Source organism: Neopusillimonas maritima (genome assembly GCF_003576595.1).
GTDB classification, from domain to species: domain Bacteria; phylum Pseudomonadota; class Gammaproteobacteria; order Burkholderiales; family Burkholderiaceae_B; genus Neopusillimonas; species Neopusillimonas maritima.
Genome location: NZ_NQOU01000003.1, coordinates 264,066 through 283,268, shown reverse-complemented (window position 1 = coordinate 283,268; position 19,203 = coordinate 264,066). Strand labels below are relative to the sequence as shown.

The following is a 19,203-nucleotide window of genomic DNA, read 5'->3' as shown; positions in this document are numbered from 1 at the left end:
CCATGAGTTTATTAGTAGTAAAAGATCTGAAGAAAGCCTTTGGCGGTAATATTGCGGTCGATGGAGTGAGCTTCGAGTTAAAAGCGGGCGAGTTGCTTGCCCTTATCGGGCCGAATGGTGCCGGCAAAACAACCACCTTCAATATGGTGAATGGTCAACTGCCTGCTACGGCCGGATCCATTCAATTGAATGGTCGGGAATTGGTCGGGCGTCCGCCACGGCAAATTGCCCATATGGGCGTGGGGCGCACCTTTCAGATTGCGGCAACCTTTGCATCGTTAACCGTTATTGAGAACGTGCAATTGGCCATTTTGGCGCATGAGCGAAAAATCTATTCGTTCTGGAAACCGGCAGCGTCCTACTACCGTGACAAAGCCATGTCGTTGCTTGAGCAGGTTGGCATGGACAGCCAGGCTGAACGGCCCTGCAGCGAACTTGCCTATGGTGACGTAAAGCGGGTTGAGCTGGCCATTGGCCTGGCGAATGATCCGGTGCTGTTGCTCATGGACGAACCCACTGCAGGTATGGCGCCCAAAGAGCGTAATGAGCTTATGGCGCTAACCAAGAAGTTGGTTATTGATCGAAATATGGCAGTTTTATTCACCGAACACAGTATGGATGTCGTGTTTGCCTACGCCGATCGCATGATTGTGCTGGCTCGCGGCCGTTTGATTGCCGAAGGTAGTGCCGAAGATATTCGTAATCACCCCAAGGTGCAGGAAGTGTATTTCGGCACGGGTAAAACTTTTGAAAAGAAACAATCGGATGCAACAGCATGAGTAAGGTAGATTTCAATCCCGATGAGCCGCTTTTGACGGTCTCGAAACTGAATGCCTGGTATGGCGCCGCGCATATTTTGTTTGATGTCGACTTGAACGTTCGTCGCGGCGAGGTGGTGGCCCTAATGGGTCGAAACGGGGCGGGCAAATCAACAACGCTTAAATCCATTATGGGTTTAATTGAAAAATCCAAAGGTGATGTTCACTTCATGGGGAGCAAAATCTCCGGGCGTCAGTCGTTCGAGATTGCCCGTCGCGGTGTCGGTTTCGTGCCGGAAGACCGGCGCGTTTTCAGTGACCTCACCGTTACCGAAAATCTTGAGGTGGGGCGTCAGCCGGCCCGAACCTGGCCGGATGGTAAGCCTGCATTCCGTTGGACACCCGAAGATTTGTACAAACTTTTTCCCAATCTGGGCGGCATGCAGGATCGCCCGGGCGGGCAGATGAGTGGCGGTGAGCAGCAAATGCTTACGGTGGCACGTACGCTAATGGGTAACCCATACCTGGTTTTGCTGGATGAGCCGTCGGAAGGGGTTGCACCACTTATCGTGGAACAAATGGCCAATATGATTATTGCGCTGAAGGAGCATGGTGTCAGCGTATTGCTTTGCGAGCAAAACATTCATTTTGCCGAATTGGTGTCCGACCGGGTGTATGTACTTGAAAAAGGCCAGATCCGCTATGCTGCCACCATGGCGGAACTGGCCGAGAACGAAGAGATTCGCCGAAGCTATCTTACGGTCTGATTTCGTATTGTCTCAATTTTCTCATCAAGCCCCTGCCAAGGGGCTTTTTCAGGTGCAAAGCGCGCACGCATGTACTCCAGCAGATCTTTCATTTGCTGATTGTTGAGGCTGTCTTTGAAACCGGGCATGTCACCCAAACCGAGTTGAGTGGGATCGGCGATACCGTGCATCATTACCTGAATGACGTTGTCGGGATGGTCGCTATGCAGGTTGGTGTTCAGGGCCAGCGACGGGCGTGAACCAAACAATGGCGGCCCTTCGCGCGCATCATGGCAAACTGCGCAGGCTCCCTCAAAGAGGCTTTCTCCGGGCATGGTCATGACTGCACTGTTGTTTCTGCTGATTTCTTCGAGTTTTGCGGCGGTTAAGGCCGCCGGTTCGCTTTCAGATGAGCCGGGATTCAAGCTGCTTAGATAGTGTGCGATGGCACGTACATCCGATTCGGGTAATTGTGCCAGGCCTTCAACAACCGGTGCCATTGGGCCCGAGGCGACACCATGTAACGATGAAAACCCTGTACGCAGGTAGTCATAGAGGGAGGCTTCCGTCCAGGCAATGGGGGCCTTAGATAACTCATTCAATGGAGGCGCCTCCCAACCATCGGCAAATCCACCGGCCAAATAGTTTTTCTCCCCCGATTTTTCTGCACCAAGTGCATTGCGTGGGGTGTGACAGGCCGCGCAATGCCCCGCGCCTTGAACCAAATAGGCCCCGCGGTTCCAAAGCGTTGTTTTCGTTGGATCAGGCTCGAAACGCGCATTCTCGTGAAAGAGTGTGTTCCAGCCTGCCATTAAAGGGCGAGCGTTATATGGGAACGTCAATTCGGTTTTCGGCGGGGTGTGTTTAACCGCCGGCTGCGTCATTAAATACGCATAAAGCGACTGCATGTCTGTGTCGCTTATTTTGGCGAAGGCCGTATAAGGGAACACTGGATAAAGGTGCCGTCCGTCGCGATGGATGCCTTCTCGCATGGCACGTTCGAATGCTTCGTACGACCATGAGCCAATTCCGGTTTCGGGGTCGGGTGTGATATTGGTGCTATAGACAACGCCAAACGGCGTTTCCAGTGCTCGTCCGCCCGTGTTTTCCAGGCCGTCTTCCGCAGTATGGCAAACCATACAATCACCTGCAATAGCTACCAAGCGGCCACGGTTAATGGCTTCCTCTGAATAGATGCGAGTGTCTACGGCAACCGGAGCGATTGCGCTGCGCCATGGCATCGCGCTTACAACCAACCCGGCCGCTGTTGCGGCAATCCCGCCAAGCAATCCATAAGTCCATTTCTTATAAGCAGGCGGTGTCGGCTTCTGTGCAAGGGCTTGCTGTAATTGACGGCTATCAAAGGGGGTGTCCCTTAATCGCACACCCGTTGCGTCGTGGATTGCGTTGGCAATGGCCGCAGCGGCCGGCCAACGTGCTTTCTCATTCCATGCAATGTGAGTGGATATCGCATTTTCGTTTTGTTGGGGGACGATATCAATATTGGGCCTGGCCACTTGAAAGTCAGGCTTCTCTTTGTCGTTTCCCCATTGATCAAAAGAGTCGGGCGGCTTCAATAAGCCTTGTGCAAATTGCCGGAGCGATGACTCGATCTCGGGTGTGGCCTGCCGGCTATTGAGTTCTTCGGTGCTATGGCCAACAGTTAATCGGGTAATGTCGACCAAGCCTTCTTTATCGACTGAAACTTCAGCAATCCATGCGGACCATATTTGCTGGGGGGGGTCTTGTTCGTTATCGATAACGTGGCCGTAGGCAAAACCCTGGCCCGTTCCCGCTTTTGACGGCCGATTATTCCATTGGGCACGCGATGCCACCGACTCGATCAGGTTTCTACCGGTAAGATCATGCGTCAGTTGATTGAGTCGTGCCTGAACCGGGTCCAGTTTTTGTGCTTTGCATGTTTCGTCGAAAAATGATTCCCGGGCAAAAATTTGTGCGGCTCCCACCTGCTCGGAGGGGTAGGTTGAAATAGGGGTTGTGGGATTTTCGAACGTAAGGCGAATAGGCGTACCGTAGGCGTCGTTGTTCTGCACCGCGGTAGCCGGCGAGGTATGGGTAAACCCGCATAGAAGCGCAGCCACCGAAGGGCGGCGCGCAGGGTATTGCGATAGTTTTTCGGTCAGGCTGTTTTTATCACCGTCGACGGTAATACGAATTAATGTGGCCGGGTGCGCCGGTTGAGCCACTTTTACGGCGCGGCCCGTAGCATGTATACAGAGTAAGGCGGCATCGACGGCGGCGTCATAACTTTCTGTAGGGTATTGTCCGTTTGGAAGAATCTGTATTTGTTCAGGGGTAAGCGAAAGCAGGGCGCTGATTTCATGCCGAAGTGATTCCGGCTGCGTTGTGCGGCACCATACCTTTAGTGTGGCCTCGTCGAACAGCGCAATGGCCCAGCTTGCTGCTTGTGTGTCGGTTTGATACTGATAAGAGCGCGCACTTTGCGTTACCGGCGCGCCAGGCAGTGATTTGGGCGTATCCGTAACGGGACGGCTCCATTGCACATGAATTTGCGATTTGGCGTGTTGTGCCTGCCCGGGCTGCGATGCAACTACCCCGATAAAGCTTTGGCGGATAACAATGGCGACGACGCCCGGCACATGACGCGCCCCATCAGCGTGAACTTCAACAGGGGCTGGGCCCGTGTAGTGTCGGCCGTCCCATAAGAGCTGATCGGGTCGCAGAACGACGCCGTGCAAGAGCCGTGCGGCACTGGGCGGGGCAAGGTTTTGTTTGTCCGTTTCGATTGATGACGGACGTGATGATGGAGCCGGGACTGTCATTGTTCTGATTGGGCTGCTTGGCGTGCCGCTGCCATAATTTCAACATGGGTGCCGCAGCGGCAAAGATTATATTTAAGTTCTTGTCGAATTTGCTGCTCGGTTGGGTGCGGATTACGGTTCAAGAGAGCCTGAATCGTCATGATCATGCCGTTCAGGCAGTAGCCGCACTGAGCCGCCTGCTGGTCGATAAACGCTTGTTGAACGCGGCCTGGGGATGCTGAACTCCCCAGGCCTTCAAGCGTTGTGATGTCATGTCCTGCCACGCTGCGCAGGGGTAAAACACAGGATCGGGCGGCGACCCCGTCGATTAAAACGGTGCAGGCACCACATTCACCCAGACCGCAGCCGAATTTCGGGCCGTTCAGCTCGAGGTCGTTACGCAAAATGTAAAGCAGGGGTGTATCGGCATCTGCTTCAATTTGATGGCTTTGGCCATTGACACTTAATTCGGTAATCTGGGTTGTTTTGCTCATTGTTTCTCAGATTCAACCAATGGAACTTCGAATACATCGTATCCAAAGCACCAGTCGGGATTTTCGTTGGTTTTCAACCAAGTGTTGTTATGGGATACCAATTGCACTTTACTGGCGCGCTCAGCGCGATTGGCTTCGTATAGGTTAAACACCGCTTCGTAGTCTGTAAAGCCCAATTCCTGGAAGCAACGCGTTAACATTGCGGCATCTTCAATTGCCATGGCAGCTCCCTGCGCCATATGGGGTTTCATCGGATGGCATGCGTCACCCAGAAGAACCAAACGTCCGCGGCTCCATATCGGCAGAGGATCGCGTTCCAGCAACGGCCAGCGTGTCACTTCTTGTGTCCCTTCAATCAAAGCTTGTACGCTTGAGTGCCATCCTTTGAATGTTTCGCGCATCTCATCTTTGGTGCACGGCTCCCAGCTCTTGTTCATGTCCCATGATTCAACCGGGACACCGGTTACATAATAGATTTCGTCCTTCTTGCTGGTAACGAAGTACACCATCATGTGGCGATCACCGTCCCACCATTTGCAACACATATCAAAGGGAAGGGTACCGCTGTCGACGGGCGTTGGGAAAACGGCACGATGGGCGACATAGCCGGTGTAGATTGGTAGCTCTTCACCCAGCAGGCTTTCCCGCACTTTAGAGTTGATGCCGTCGGCACCAATAACGAAGTCGGCCTCTTCAACCGTGCCGTCGGTAAATTTCATGACGACTTTGTCGCCCCGGTCTTCAATTTCACTTAATTTCTTATTGAACTCCAGTACGCCATCGGGCAGGGCGTCAGTCATGAGCTTATGGAAGTCGCCGCGGTGGACTGTTAGATAACTGGCGCCGTAATGGGAAACGGCGTAGTCCCCTAGTGGGATTTGAGCCATTACGTCGCCTGTAATCCCATCGCGGCTGTACCAGTAATCGGGGTGAGCGCCAGTGCGATTAAGTTCATCTTCAATGCCCAGCTTTCGCATAACTTTCATGACATTCGGGCCCAAGTGAATGCCTGCGCCCATGCGGGCAAACGCGGGTGCCTGTTCATACACTTTTACGTTGAAACCTGCTTTGGCCATAAGGCCTGCACCGGCTGTGCCCCCCAGGCCGGCACCAATAAATGCGATACGAGGATTGTTTTTCATGATGAGACTCCCGAAGGAAAAAGAAGAAAGGTTAAATATGCTTTAAATAAAGTGTATACGCTTTATTTTTTTGGGTAAAGGAAATCGTTATTGGTGTTTCTACCTAGTCTTTTTTGAATTTTAGTGGTCAACTTTTATTATTAATAAGCATTTGAATTTAAATGTAATTGTTAATATTTATTGAATTTTAATAAAGGGGTTTTATGTCATTTTTCACGGTATGGATTATTTTTTCATAATATGGTGCATACATTGCATAAATTCGCTTTAGGTGCTGCCGTATATCCGGTACACTGTGGAATGTGCCCGTTTCCAGTCATAAGGATGTGAAATGCGTTTCGTTGACCCGAAAGCCGATCGCGAGGCCTTATTTTCAAGGCCCGGAACATTGCTCGTTGTCAGGCCGCCTGCGCCACCGCCTACACCTGCTCCCGGGCAACCGGGTATTAAGTCCGATTATCTACAACCGCATCCCGATCTTTTTGTGGCTGTGCTCGACTCCGGGCAAGTGCTGGCGTTCAACGGCCACGTCGACCTGGGAACCGGTATTCGCACGGCTTTGGCGCAAATTGTGGCCGAGGAGCTTTGTGTTCCTTTTGAGAGCGTCACGATGGTGCTCGGGCACACCGAGGCGACGCCGAACCAAGGTCCAACGATTGCAAGCGCCAGTATTCAGATTTCGGCTGTTCCGTTGCGCAACTCGGCGGCTCAGGCGCGCGAATATCTTATTGAAAAGGCCGCAGCGCATTTCGGCCTGGCCGGCTCGGAAGGCGTACAAATTCGCAACGCTAGTGTTACTGCGCCCGACGGCCGTAGTGTTAATTTTGGCTCTTTGCTGTCCGATCAAACGGTTCAGCTCGAATATCAGGCTGAAGTTCCGTTGAAGGACAGTCGACAATATGAAATTGTCGGAAAATCGCAACCGCGTGTTGATATCCCAGCCAAAGCAACAGGGCAACTTAGTTTTGTTCACGACGTTCGGGTGCCGGGCATGTGGCACGCCCGGGTTATCCGGCCTCCTTACAGCGGTCGCGATGGGGGTGATTTTATCGGCCACAGCTTACTGTCGGTAGATGAGACATCGGTCGCCGGTATTGCCGACGACATTAAGGTGGTTGTAAAGGGAGATTTTGTTGCGGTGGCGGCCAGGCGTGAAGAACACGCCATTAAAGCCATGCGCAGTTTGAAATTGTGCTGGCGACCGGTACCGAACCTGCAACCGCTCGATAACCTTGAAAAGGCGCTGCGTCATCACGAATACAATGAGCGTCCTTTGCTTAACGAAGACGAAACGCAACCCGGCGTTGAGCCCGGGGTATCGCTCAAGCGCAGCTATGTGTGGCCCTATCAAATGCATGCGTCGGTTGGCCCATCGTGTGCCGTGGCACACTATACGAACAACGGGCTGACTGTTTGGTCGGGTACACAGAATCCGCATATGTTGCGGGTAGAGCTTGCTCAGTTGGCCGAGCTCAGTGAAGGTGCGATTGACATCGTGCGTTATGAAGCCTCGGGTTGTTATGGTCGTAATTGTGCCGACGATGTGTGTGCCGATGCGGCGCTGATTTCAAAGGAAATCGGTCATCCGGTTCGGGTTCAACTGACACGTGAGCAAGAGCACGCGTGGGAACCAAAAGGAGCGGCTCAATTAATAGATATCGAAGGCAGCCTGGATACCCAGGGGCGCTTGTTGGCATACAACTTCGTTACGCGTTATCCCTCTAACGATGCGCCCAGTCTGGCGTTGATACTTACAGGCGTTAGAAGCAATCAGCCTCGAACACTGCAAATGGGCGATCGTACTTCGGTGCCGCCTTACGTTTATCCGCGTATGAACATTGCATCTCACGATATGGCACCCATTGTGCGGGCGGCGTGGTTAAGAGGCGTTTCGGCAATGCCGAACTCCTTCGCCCACGATTCATTTATCGATGAGTTGGCGCACGAGGCGGGCGCCGACCCGGTGGAGTTTCGTTTGCAGTATTTGCGTGAAGCCCGTGCGCGTGATGTTTTGGCGGAAACTGCGCATAAGGCAGGCTGGCAAACCGGCGCGACGGGCTCGCGTGGTATGGCCGATGAGCATGGTATTTTGCGGGGCAGGGGTGTTGCCTACGCGCGTTATGTGCACAGCAAATTTCCGGGCTTCGGAGCGGCATGGAGCGCCTGGGTGGTCGATGTGGCCGTTAATGTTGAAACGGGTAAAGTCAGTGTCGAGCGTCTCGTGGTGGGGCAGGACACAGGCATGATGGTGAATCCCGTTGGTGTCCGTCATCAAATTCACGGTAATGTGATTCAATCATTAAGCCGTGTTCTTAAAGAGGCGGTGAAGTTCAATGATCAAGGCGTGGTCGACCACGAGTGGGGGGCTTACCCCATTATGAATTTCATGGACATACCGCCCATTGAAATTGTGCTGATGGATCGGCAAAACGAGCCCCCAATGGGCGCGGGTGAGTCGTCTTCCGTGCCAAGTGGTGCTGCGATTGCAAATGCCTTGTTCGATGCTACAGGGGTTCGGTATCGCGAGGTGCCGTTTACGCCGGGGCGTATTCTTGCGGGGCTGGCTACGGCACAGAGTCGTGCGCCATCCGCTGAACCCGCTTAGTTTATTGCCTTGTCGCGGCCTGCACTGATACCCATCAGGGTACCAGTGCAAGGCCGAAACGTATCTGCGGTTCGCTTTTTTGGCGATAGTTCAACAGGGTTTGCCCATAGCCCTGGAAGTACTGGATATGGGCATATCCATTCATGTTTAAAAAGGTACGCTTCAGCGGCCAGGCTACTTCCAACTGTGTTGTGGCACGCCCCTGTTTTCCTTGTTTATATAAACCAGTAACGACCCAACTGTTTGGTTGTGCCCATCTTAGTTTCCAGTCGACGTAGCCTAGATAGTCGGCGTAGTCGGGGTTCTCGTTTTTATTGAAATAGGTTTTGAAGCGTGGCTGAAAGCTAAGTTGGCTGCCGTCGTTGAAGCGATAGTTAAATTCCGGTTGAATGAATGCCTCATTCAACGAGCGGGAGTCTGCACCGCTTTTACCATTTGAGCGATGCGATATGCCGCTTGCCAAACCTGCCGCCCAATGCGTGCTGTCCGACTCCCATAGCAATGGATTGTGCCAAAATACCGCTGGGTTATAGGTTGTATCAACAAAAGGTTTCGAACGACCTGCCAAATCCCAAAGCGATGTTTGCGTGTAACCCAGATAAAAGTGGTTATGCCACCGGCTCGATGCGTTGGGTTCCGGGCTGAACAGGCGATATTTAAAGCTGATTTGAAAACGGGCATTTGCGCCGTCCCGGCCGCCAACATCGAAATAAACCGGCTCGTAGCTGGAGATGGCATTGCGGAATGCGTCAAAAGCGGAAGTGGGTGCAGGTTGCAAGCTTTGATTCGGAACGGTATTTGCCGTATTGGCCTGCACAGGTGTCGGCGGCAACTCGTTATTCTCCGAGCTTGCATGGTCGGTGTTTATATTTAGTGCAAGCAAACCGGCATAGCCTTCAATGCTGATGGTTGTGGCACCAGAGCTTAAATCTGCCGGTAAATGCAACGTTCGCTTAACTGTTTGGAAAGTGCCGGGTTGCAAGATATAGGTTTGTTCCGGGTTGTCCAGCACGGCATGGGCGGCGTACGTGCCGCCATTGGAGTGCCACACAGCACGAACAGCGTGTTCCGGCTGCCATTGCAAAGGTTGGTTCGAGGCGTTAAGCCGGGTTTCTTCAAGTGTGATTGTCTGGCCCGGCATTGCCGACTGCTGAGCAATGGAATACACGACACGATGTGTCGGCGGTGTTTCGGCCCGGCTGTGCGCGCCCATGGCAAACGTGATGATGACAAACAGCACTGTGATGCCGGAGCGGCATAAATCGTCGAGTTTCATGGCAAATGACAAATAAATGATGCAGGCATACTTTATAATGCCTGCCTGATGTAATTTGAAGCGTCGTTAGCTCAGCTGGATAGAGCACGGGCCTTCTAAGCCTGAGGTCGGGGGTTCGAGACCCTCACGACGCGCCATTTTCAAAAAGCACAGTTCGAAATTGCTTTATGGTTGTCGCTTTATAACGCAATTTCGTCCGGCGTCTTTCGCGTCATAAAGTGCGCGGTCAGCCGCCCTGAACCACTGTTGCGGCAGGTCTGCTGCTTGCGGAGTTGCGCAACAATAGCCAATGCTGATGGTTAATTCAATGGGGTTGGCTTCGAACGAGATGGCGGTTTTTTCCACCCTGTCGCGTAGGTTTTCCAGCCTGCCTTCAACCTGTTCGCTGTGGGTAATTGTTGCAAAAATTACAAATTCCTCACCACCAAAACGTACGATTTCGCTGTCGAAATCACTGAAATGTGATTTCAGAATGTTTGCCAATTGCATAAGGCATGCATCACCGGCCTCATGACCCCATTGGTCGTTAACACGTTTAAAGTGGTCGGCGTCGATCATGGCCACCAGGTAAGGGCTATTGGCGTTTCGGCACGCGTCGAAACGGGCCTCGAACATTTGTTCAAAATAGGTTCGATTGCCTACGCCGGTAAGCTGGTCGGTGGTACTGATTTCGGCAAGTTTGTGGTTGGCGCGGGCCAATTCCCGATTAAGCCGTCGAAGTTTGCGATTCCAGTATATAAGCAATGCGAAAACAATAAACGCGCCGACCAGAAGTTTCCACAAAAGTGCGTAATCCACTTTTTCTTCCAGCGATATGGAACGCCAGCGCCTTTCCATATCGTTACGCTCCGCCGCACTAAGGGTGGCGAGCGTTTTTTCCAGAATTGATACAAGGACCGTATTTTTTTCGTGAATGGCAATGGCAAGAGACGTGTCCATAGGAATACGACCCACCACGCGTATGTCATTGATTTCCAGCTCTTGCAGCAAGAAGTTGGTGCTTGCCAGTGTGCCGATATAGCCGTAGAGCTCTCCTGCTTGTACCTTTTGAATGGCCACTTTCTCGTTGCGATGAGCTTGCAGGTTCAGGCCGGGATGCGATAGGCTTAAATCATTAGCCCACGCAGTATGGTTTGAAACGCCGATCCTTTTGCCATGCAGTTCGGTAATTGAATTGAAAAATGGGGTTTCTATGCGCCCTAAAACAACCGTGGGTAAGGTGTAGTACGCCTCGGTGAGCGTAATGTTTGGGTTGCTTTCCAGGGTGTTGCTGGCGGGTACAGCAGGTAAAAGGTCGCACCGGCCGCCTGCAAGTGCTTGCAAGGCTTCAGGCCAGCTTTCTGTTGGATGGTGTTCGAACTGAACAGATAACCGTTTGGCAAGGTGGCCCAGCAAACCTGCGGCCATCCCTTGATGTTTTCCGTCTTCCGATATTCCCTGCAACGGCATCCAGTCGGTATGCGCGCAAAACGTCAACCTATAGTTCCGACTTTCCAGATACGCCTGTTCAGTTTTGGTAAATGTGAGGGGGCTATTCGATGCCGGATTATTCATTGCGGCACCTAACCAACGGTTTTCGATCACACGCATTTCCGCGGGCGCAATCGCGTTTAACGCTTTGTTGAAAACGGGTACCATTGGCTCAAGGGCGGGACGAAAGGCGAAACGCAGGTCTTCACGAACGGTTTCGCCGTTGAGCATAAGTTCGCCCGCGATATGCAAGTTGTACAAGCCCATTTCCCGAACCCAATGGTTTCCATTGTCGAGCGCAGTCAGTACAAGATCGACCTGGCCGTTTTGCAGGGCAATAAACATAGAAGCCTGGTCACTAAACGCAACGGCATTAGTACCAATAGTCTGTTGCAATGCCTTCTCGTAGAAGATACCCCCGCCGTAGCCGACTTTTAGGCCTTCCAGATCGGCCGCCGACTCAAGCCGTATATCGGGCGAGCGACTGAACCCAACGACCGATACATGGTGATAGGGTGTGGTGAAATGGGCAAAGCTGCGACGCGCAGGCAGGTCGGAAATATTCGCCATGACATCGATTTCGCCCCTTTGAAACAGTTCGATCAGGTTGTGCCATTGGTCGACAACCGGTACCACGCGAACGCCGGTTAGGTCTGCCACTCTGGACAGCACATCGACAGTCAGCCCCTGGACCTTACCCTCATTGTCGAACGACAACGGTGCGTAGTCGCGCATCAGCCCGACGCGCAGCGGCTCTTGTTGGCGAATGGTGGCTTTATCGGATGGTGAAAGTTCGAACTGCTTTGATACTAAAGGACGTCCCCCAAATTCCTGCCATCGTATCCGGAGCTTTTCAAGCCATTCCGGTTTGATTTGCGCCAAAGCTTGATCCAGTTTGGCCTGTAAATCGGGACGGTCTGGTGCAACCGCAAGTCGAAAATCTTCTTCGTCTTGTCCGTTTAGAGGTGCTGATGACGCCACCTCCAAACTGGCAAAACCTTTTTGCCGGGCGAAGTAGTTCAACGTAATTTCCGGCCCGATAATGGCATCAATCCAACCAAACGATAACGCCTGCACCATTTCAGATTGCAGACTGTATTCGGCCGTGTTTAAACCGGCATCACGTAAAACGGAGGCGTAATAAATGTCTTTCAGTGAACCCACCCGGTATGGCTTTAAATCGTCAAGTGAACGGATGGGGGGCAATGGACGGCGTTTATCGTGCATGACGACCGTTTGGCGGATATGGTAGGGGCGCGTGAACAACATATTCTGGGCACGATCTTCGCGCCATGACGCCTCATCAACGACGTCGATTTCACCACGCTGAAATGCAGCGAAAATGTCCGACCAACTGCCCACACGATACTCAAATTTCAGTCCGCTTATCCGGCTGACTTCATTCAGAACATCAATTGAAAATCCTTCGGTACCATTGGCGCTGAAGTTGGAGTACGGTTCATTGTCGGCAACGACGCCAACTGAAATGGGTTCTTGGCTGGTACTAGAGGTGTTGGCGAGGGTGGTTGACGTGAACAGGCTTATCAGAATGACGAGCGCACATAAGGCCGGCCAGCTTTGAAACAAAAGGACAACCGGCATTCTTACTCGCTGAATAGGGTTTCGGGAAGTTGTTTGACTGCCTCGTAGGTCATACTAATATGTTCGGCCAGCAATTTGCAGGCCACCCCGCTATCGTGCGCCAATGTGGCGTCGAGAATAGCACGATGCTCCCCGTGCAAGTCGCGGGGAATGGGTTTGCGTGTAATAACCAGTCGCCGGTAGCGTTCAGCCTGCTGATACAGAATACCTAAGAAATGGCGTATCCACGGCGAGCGACAGCCGCTGATTAAGGCTTGATGATACTCACGATTGCGGTCTTCCCATTCGTCGAAATCATCGGGAGGGGAACTGGCTAACCGCTGCTCTATGCGGTCAAGGCGGTGAAAGGCAGCAACAACGCGCCCCTCCCAAACGTCGTCACCAAATTCAATCGACTGACGCAAGGCTTCGCATTCAAGCAAAATGCGGGTCCGAGTGATATCGTGAAAGTCTTCGATTGAAATGGGCTTAACGTGAAAGCCCCGCTGCCCGCGGGCCACCACCAGTGCGTCCGATACCAGCAAAGCCAGTGCTTCGCGTAAGGTGCCGGCACCAACACCGTACTCATCTTTCAAATGTTCTACCCGTAATTTCGCCCCAGGCGCCAGTCGTCCTTCAATGATGTCGCGACGCAGACGCTGATAAGCGGCGCTAACCAGTGTTTTGGGTGAAGTGGCATTGCCTGATGCGTCATCAGGTGGCGCGGCGGACGAGTCAGACGAAGGGCGCTCGAGCATGAAAATCCCTTAGGAGAAAGAGGCGGACGTGGTTACCGCAAATTACCGCGCAAGTTTATCTTATTTTTCCGGGAAAGGCATTAATCAGTATAATTTTACAAAAATCTCGATAAAAATATTTGACTTCGATATTTTCAGAGGCTACTCTTTTGTGATTGAAGTAAAACGCCGGCGCCTAAATTTAGGCGCTAATAGGCAATTAAATTGCGGGTAAAGGGAACAACGTCGTGATTCATTTGCATGATATTCGCTATGTCAGGCTTGGGACGTCCGATATGGATGCAGCCGTTAAATATTCAACGGAGTTGTTAGGCTTGGAAGTGGCCAGTCGTGAAAACAAATCCGTGTATTTTCGTTCCGATAGTCGGGATCACACGCTTTGTTATTTTGAGGGTGACCCGGCTGATCATACGGTGGCTTTCGAAGTGGACACCTTGGAAGAGTTGCAGTCGGCGGCCCAATTCCTTGAGGGCAGGGGCTTTCAGGTGCATCTGGGTTCCGCGACTGAATGTGAGCAGCGTCGTGTGCGCGAGTTCATCAACTTTAAAGATCCGTCGGGCAACAGTGTCGATTTGGTGTACGAGCCGCATCATAGCGGCCGTCGTTATTTCCCCACCCGCGATGCGGGCATTACCGGCTTTAGTCACATTGGCTTGCGAACGGTGAATGCCCGTCGCGATGAGCGCTTCTGGACCGGGTTAATGGGGGCCCGTGTGAGTGACCGAATCGGTGATGCGCCATTGCTGCGCATTGATGAAGTGCATCACAAAATCGCTTTGTTTCCGTCTACTTACCCGGGCGTACAACATATCAATCATCAAGTAGAAAGCATCGACGATGTCATGCGGGCCTATTACATATTGAAAGAAAGAAATATTCCGATCCGTTTTGGCCCGGGCCGTCACCCTACTTCCGGCGCGATGTTTTTGTATTTTGAAGGGCCTCATGGGATGGTGTATGAATATTCAACCGGTGTCAGGTTGATCCAGCCCGAAGATGAGGACACTTATCGGCCACGGAATTTTCCGTTTACTCCGGAATCATTTTGCATGTGGGGTTCGCGCCCCGATATCCCGGAGTTCAAATGAGCGTGGCGGGAACAGCGAAACCCACTGCGCAGCAACAACGCTCGGTTCGTGTGGCGGCGCGCGCGCTGGCACGTGCCGGGTTGGTGCACGCCTATGGCCATTGCAGTTTGCGGCTCGATGAGCAGCATTTTCTGGTGTGCACGGCCAAGCCAATGGGGCTGATTACCAGCAAGGATTTGGGGCGCGTCGTGCCTGTTCATGGTGATTTGCCTAACGGTGTGCTGGGCGAGGTGCGGATTCACCAGCAAATTTATCGGCGCAGGAAGGATGTCGGCGGCATTGTTCGCAGTATGCCGCGCGACGTAATGACACTTTCGGCAGCCGGCCTCACGCCCATGCCACGACACGGCATAGGGACGTATTTTTCGCCCGGCGTACCGCTGTGGAACGATATTCAACTTATTCGAACCGACAAGCAGGCGCAGGGGGTGGCGGATCAGCTCGACGTGCATCCTGCCGTTGTCATGCGGGGTAATGGAGCTGTGGTGGCTGGTAAAGATCTGGCCATGGCCGTCGCGTTAACGTGGTATCTGGAAGATGCCGCACGAGTGGAACTGCAATTAAGGGCAGCCGGCCTGGCGTCGCTTGACGGCGTTGTGAGTCCGGGCCAGGCGAAACTGCGTGCCACCTCGGCAGGGCGGATTTTCGAACGTATGTGGGCGTATCTGGCGGCGGATGACCCGGAGTGGTCTGAAGATTTGGCAACAGAAGTTATTTAATTGGATCAGCAAACAAGGAGTTTATCGATGCATGAAATAAAGAATTTCATTAATGGGCAGTGGGTCTCAACATCCAAAACGTTTGAAGACATCAACCCGGTAAACGGCAAAGTGATTGCCCATGTGCATGAAGCCGGACGCAGTGAGGTGGATGCTGCGGTAAAGGCGGCGCGTACCGCTTTGCGCGGGCCGTGGAGCCAAATGAAACTGGAAGAGCGTAGCTCAATGCTGGTGGCTATCGCAGATGAAATCAATCGTCGTTTTGACACGTTTCTGGAAGCCGAGATTGCCGATACAGGCAAGCCATATTCGCTGGCGAGCCACCTGGATATTCCCCGTGGCGCGGCCAATTTCAAGGCGTTCGCGGATTTAATGCGCAATGCGCCGACAGAGTGTTTCCCAATGCGCACGCCCGATAACGGTCACGCCGTTAATTATGGCGTACGTGCGCCTCGCGGCGTGATTGGTGTTATTTGCCCCTGGAACTTGCCGTTATTGCTGATGACCTGGAAAGTAGGCCCGGCATTGGCGTGTGGCAACACCGTCGTGGTGAAACCATCGGAGGAAACACCTGCGACCGCCACATTATTGGGTGAGGTTATGAATGCCGTGGGTGTGCCTGAAGGTGTTTACAACGTTATCCACGGGTTTGGCCCCGACTCCGCCGGTCAGTTTTTAACTGAACACCCGGGCGTGGACGGCATTACATTTACCGGTGAAACCCGTACGGGTGAAGCCATTATGAAAGCCGCCGCCAATGGTGTGCGCCCCGTTTCATTTGAGTTGGGCGGCAAGAATCCTGGTATCGTTTTTGCTGATGCCGACTTCGACAAGGCGGTGGCCGGCATTGCCCGTTCTTCATTCGAAAATACCGGGCAAGTGTGCCTTGGCACCGAGCGCGTATATGTCGAGCGGCCCATTTTCGAGCGTTTTGTGCAGGCGCTTAAAGCACGCGCTGAAGCGTTTCAAATGGGTAACCCCACCGATAAGGGCATGAATTTCGGTCCGCTCGTCTCGAAAGAACACCGTGAAAAAGTCTTGTCTTATTACAAGAAGGCGGCTGACGACGGCGCAACAATTGTCACCGGTGGTGGCGTACCAGATTTGCCGGGCGATTTGGCCAATGGGTCCTGGGTTCAACCCACTATCTGGACGGGCTTGCCGGAAACTTCCGCTGTGATTCGGGAAGAGGTCTTTGGCCCTTGCTGCCACATCGCGCCATTTGATGCTGAAGAAGAAGTGATCAACATGGCCAACGATACGCCTTACGGCTTGGCGGCCACCGTTTGGACGCAGGACGTAAGCCGGGCCCACCGCATGGGTGCTGCACTCGAGGTTGGGCTTTGCTGGGTGAACTCGTGGTTCCTGCGCGATTTGCGTACGGCGTTCGGCGGCGCCAAACAATCGGGTATTGGCCGTGAGGGTGGTGTCCATTCGTTCGAGTTCTATACCGAGCCGCGCAACGTTTGCATCAAGCTGTAAGCGCTGTTGCGCATGCACGGCTCCGTTGTTATGGATTATATTGTTGGGTTGAAATGACAATGAACTCTAAAACAACGGAGACCCGTGTATGTCAAGTTTTAACGGAATTGCCCAAGGGCGTGTTCAGTGTCCTGAAGCGCTATGTGAAAAGGGTTACAACCTGCGGGCAGCCTTTTCCGATTTTCCCAATGTCTTGAAAGGTTGGCAAAATACAACCAAGGCTGTTATTCAAAAGCATCAGCCGGAGCAAGACATAGCCTACGGCGACCGGCCGCTGCAGAATCTCGATTTTTATAAGGCGGTCGGTGACCGCGCACCTTTGCTGATTTTCGTTCACGGTGGTTATTGGCAAAGCGGTGACAAATCCGACGTCGGTTTTATTGCCGCACCTTACGTGGAGGCCGGCATCAGCGTTGCGGTGATCAACTATTCGTTGGCCCCGGACGCACCCATTGAACAAATGGTGTCCGAAGTACGTGATTCGGTAAAATGGCTGCACGCCCGCGCCGACCGTTTCGCCATTGACCCTAACCGCATTTCCCTGATGGGGCATTCCGCCGGTGGGCATTTGGTCAGCATGATGGTTACGCATGATGATGACAACCGCGGTATGCCGCCGATTCGGCATGTGTTCCCCATTAGTGGGGTGTTTGATCTGCCGCCACTTATCCCCTCAACTGTTAACGGCGCATTGTCGCTCGACAAGCAGCGCGCAGAAGCTTTAAGCCCAGCCGTGCGCCCCGCACCGCTCGGTGCACAAGTGCACACCATTATTGGTGAGCATGAGACAGGGCAATTTCATTTGCAGTCGGCCGCTTTGATGCAGCGCTGGGGTGCTTGCGTGACCAATCATCACGTGGTGCCTGATACCCATCATTTCACTGTGCTGGACGTGTTGGGTGATCCGAAGTCACCGTTTGCCCAGGAAGTGGTTCAAATTATCAATGCCCGCTAACGGGGGTAACGTGTCATCTGAAACGTTTCAGCCCGACTGGGTGCACCGTAGCCTGCAAAGTGTTTGGCATCCTTGCACGCAAATGCAGCATCACGAGCACATTCCGCTTGTATCGCTGGCGCGCGGGCAGGGCGCCTGGTTGTTCGACCATGAAGGGCGGCGGTTGCTTGATGCGGTCAGCTCATGGTGGGTGAATCTTTTCGGCCATGCCAATCCGCGCATTAATCATGCGTTAAAACAGCAACTCGACCAACTTGAACATGCCATGCTGGCGGGTTTCACACACGAGCCGGTTGTGCTTTTGTCAGAGCGGCTTGGTGCGCTTACCGGAAACCATTTGGGCCATTGCTTTTATGCCTCCGACGGTGCCTCGGCGGTTGAGATTGCACTCAAGATGAGCTTTCATTTCTGGCGTAATTCAGGTCATCCGGAAAAGTGCGAATTTGTATGCTTGCGGGGTAGTTATCACGGTGAAACACTGGGGGCGTTGGCGGTAACCGATGTGGCCCTGTTTCGTGATGCTTATGGTCCCTTGTTGGGGCAGGCGCACGTGGTGATGTCGCCCGATGCCCGGCAAAATGTGCCCGAAGGCAACGTTGTGCAGGCTGCCCTGAATGAAGTAGAGGCGTTATTTCAGCAGCGAGCCGACAGGATTGCGTCTATTATTGTCGAACCGCTGGTGCAATGCGCCACCGGCATGGCCATGTATGAACCGTCTTATCTGGCGGGTCTGCGTAAGCTGTGTGATCGCTATCACGTGCATTTAATTGCCGATGAAATCGCGGTAGGCTGTGGTCGTACGGGAACGTTTTTCGCCTGCGAGCAGGCAGAGATTTGGCCCGACTATATCTGCCTGTCCAAAGGCATTAGCGGGGGCTATTTACCGTTGTCGCTGGTGATGACAACGAACGAGATCTACAGCGCGTTTTATAGCGATGAATTAACGCGGGGCTTTTTGCATTCACATTCGTATACGGGAAATCCGCTTGCATGTCGCGCAGCGCTTGCAACGCTTGATATATTCGAGCAGGACAATGTTTTGCAGGGCAATCTGGTTAAAGCCGATCAGCTCAGTCAGGCGCTCGCACCGGTTAAAGCGCATCCTCGGGTGAAGCATTTCCGCCGGCAGGGAATGATTTGGGCCTTCGATGTCGAGTTCAACGATCCGGTGGCGGCTTCGCAGTTTTCACGGCAGTTTTTCTCGGTAGCCCTGTTGAACGGTTTATTGATCAGGCCGATAGGTACAACGGTGTATCTTATGCCGCCGTATATCCTAAGTGATACGGAAATTGCGTTTTTGGCAAATGGCGTACATGCCGTTTTGCATCAGGTATTAAGTTAAAGAT

At 52.9% G+C, this 19,203-nt stretch carries 14 protein-coding genes and 1 tRNA gene; 9 read left to right on the top strand and 6 right to left on the bottom strand.

The features are described 5' to 3' along the window. Positions 1-2: 2 nt before the first annotated feature. A complete protein-coding gene (locus CJO09_RS09885) occupies positions 3-779 on the top strand; it encodes an ABC transporter ATP-binding protein (RefSeq protein WP_119442192.1) in 777 nt (258 codons plus the stop codon). After that, a complete protein-coding gene (locus tag CJO09_RS09880; RefSeq protein WP_119442191.1) occupies positions 776-1,525 on the top strand; it encodes an ABC transporter ATP-binding protein in 750 nt (249 codons plus the stop codon). The genes CJO09_RS09885 and CJO09_RS09880 overlap by 4 nt, the downstream gene beginning before the upstream one ends. On the opposite strand, the gene CJO09_RS09875 is transcribed toward CJO09_RS09880, so the two are convergent. Genes CJO09_RS09875 through CJO09_RS09865 form a run of 3 tightly spaced genes read right to left on the bottom strand, consistent with a single transcriptional unit; the run spans position 1,510 to position 5,923 of the window. Next, on the bottom strand, positions 1,510-4,308 hold the full coding sequence (locus CJO09_RS09875) for a c-type cytochrome (protein WP_119442190.1): 2,799 nt from the start codon (positions 4,306-4,308) through the stop codon (positions 1,510-1,512). The genes CJO09_RS09880 and CJO09_RS09875 overlap by 16 nt on opposite strands. Next, entirely contained in the window at positions 4,305-4,781 is a 477-nt protein-coding gene (locus tag CJO09_RS09870) for a (2Fe-2S)-binding protein (RefSeq protein WP_119442189.1), read from the bottom strand. The genes CJO09_RS09875 and CJO09_RS09870 overlap by 4 nt, the downstream gene beginning before the upstream one ends. Next, positions 4,778-5,923: an FAD-dependent monooxygenase gene (locus tag CJO09_RS09865; protein ID WP_119442188.1), complete on the bottom strand. Its 1,146-nt coding sequence runs from the start codon at positions 5,921-5,923 to the stop codon at positions 4,778-4,780. The genes CJO09_RS09870 and CJO09_RS09865 overlap by 4 nt, the downstream gene beginning before the upstream one ends. A 331-nt stretch (positions 5,924-6,254) precedes the next feature. On the opposite strand from CJO09_RS09865, the gene CJO09_RS09860 reads away from it, so the two are divergent. Continuing rightward, on the top strand, positions 6,255-8,528 hold the full coding sequence (locus CJO09_RS09860; RefSeq protein WP_119442187.1) for a xanthine dehydrogenase family protein molybdopterin-binding subunit: 2,274 nt from the start codon (positions 6,255-6,257) through the stop codon (positions 8,526-8,528). A gap of 34 nt (positions 8,529-8,562) precedes the next feature. Here CJO09_RS09860 and CJO09_RS09855 read toward each other — a convergent pair whose 3' ends face one another. Continuing rightward, a complete protein-coding gene (locus CJO09_RS09855) occupies positions 8,563-9,804 on the bottom strand; it encodes a phospholipase A (RefSeq protein ID WP_114421163.1) in 1,242 nt (413 codons plus the stop codon). Positions 9,805-9,864: 60 nt separating this feature from the next. Between CJO09_RS09855 and CJO09_RS09850 the strand changes: the two genes are divergently transcribed. Then, positions 9,865-9,941 (top strand) — tRNA-Arg (locus tag CJO09_RS09850). A gap of 28 nt (positions 9,942-9,969) precedes the next feature. Here CJO09_RS09850 and CJO09_RS09845 read toward each other — a convergent pair. Continuing rightward, positions 9,970-12,876 carry a transporter substrate-binding domain-containing diguanylate cyclase gene (locus tag CJO09_RS09845; protein WP_119442186.1) on the bottom strand — a complete coding sequence of 969 codons (2,907 nt, stop codon included), beginning with the start codon at positions 12,874-12,876 and terminating at the stop codon, positions 9,970-9,972. A 2-nt stretch (positions 12,877-12,878) separates the two neighbouring features. Continuing rightward, complete coding sequence (locus CJO09_RS09840; protein ID WP_114421061.1) at positions 12,879-13,613, bottom strand: GntR family transcriptional regulator; 735 nt, start codon at positions 13,611-13,613, stop codon at positions 12,879-12,881. A gap of 227 nt (positions 13,614-13,840) precedes the next feature. Between CJO09_RS09840 and CJO09_RS09835 the strand changes: the two genes are divergently transcribed. From CJO09_RS09835 to bioA, 5 genes are all read left to right on the top strand, one after another. Next, the gene (locus CJO09_RS09835; RefSeq protein ID WP_114421060.1) at positions 13,841-14,701 is read left to right on the top strand and encodes a VOC family protein; all 861 of its coding nucleotides are present in this window, start codon (positions 13,841-13,843) and stop codon (positions 14,699-14,701) included. Next, positions 14,698-15,420: a class II aldolase/adducin family protein gene (locus CJO09_RS09830; protein ID WP_119442185.1), complete on the top strand. Its 723-nt coding sequence runs from the start codon at positions 14,698-14,700 to the stop codon at positions 15,418-15,420. The genes CJO09_RS09835 and CJO09_RS09830 overlap by 4 nt, the downstream gene beginning before the upstream one ends. 27 nt (positions 15,421-15,447) lie before the next feature. Beyond that, complete coding sequence (locus tag CJO09_RS09825; protein ID WP_114421058.1) at positions 15,448-16,902, top strand: 2-hydroxymuconic semialdehyde dehydrogenase; 1,455 nt, start codon at positions 15,448-15,450, stop codon at positions 16,900-16,902. An 88-nt stretch (positions 16,903-16,990) separates the two neighbouring features. After that, positions 16,991-17,857 (top strand): alpha/beta hydrolase, encoded by an 867-nt coding sequence (locus CJO09_RS09820; protein ID WP_114421057.1) that lies wholly within the window; start codon positions 16,991-16,993, stop codon positions 17,855-17,857. Continuing rightward, the gene (gene bioA, locus CJO09_RS09815; RefSeq protein ID WP_114421056.1) at positions 17,847-19,199 is read left to right on the top strand and encodes an adenosylmethionine--8-amino-7-oxononanoate transaminase; all 1,353 of its coding nucleotides are present in this window, start codon (positions 17,847-17,849) and stop codon (positions 19,197-19,199) included. The genes CJO09_RS09820 and bioA overlap by 11 nt, the downstream gene beginning before the upstream one ends. Positions 19,200-19,203 lie beyond the last annotated feature (4 nt).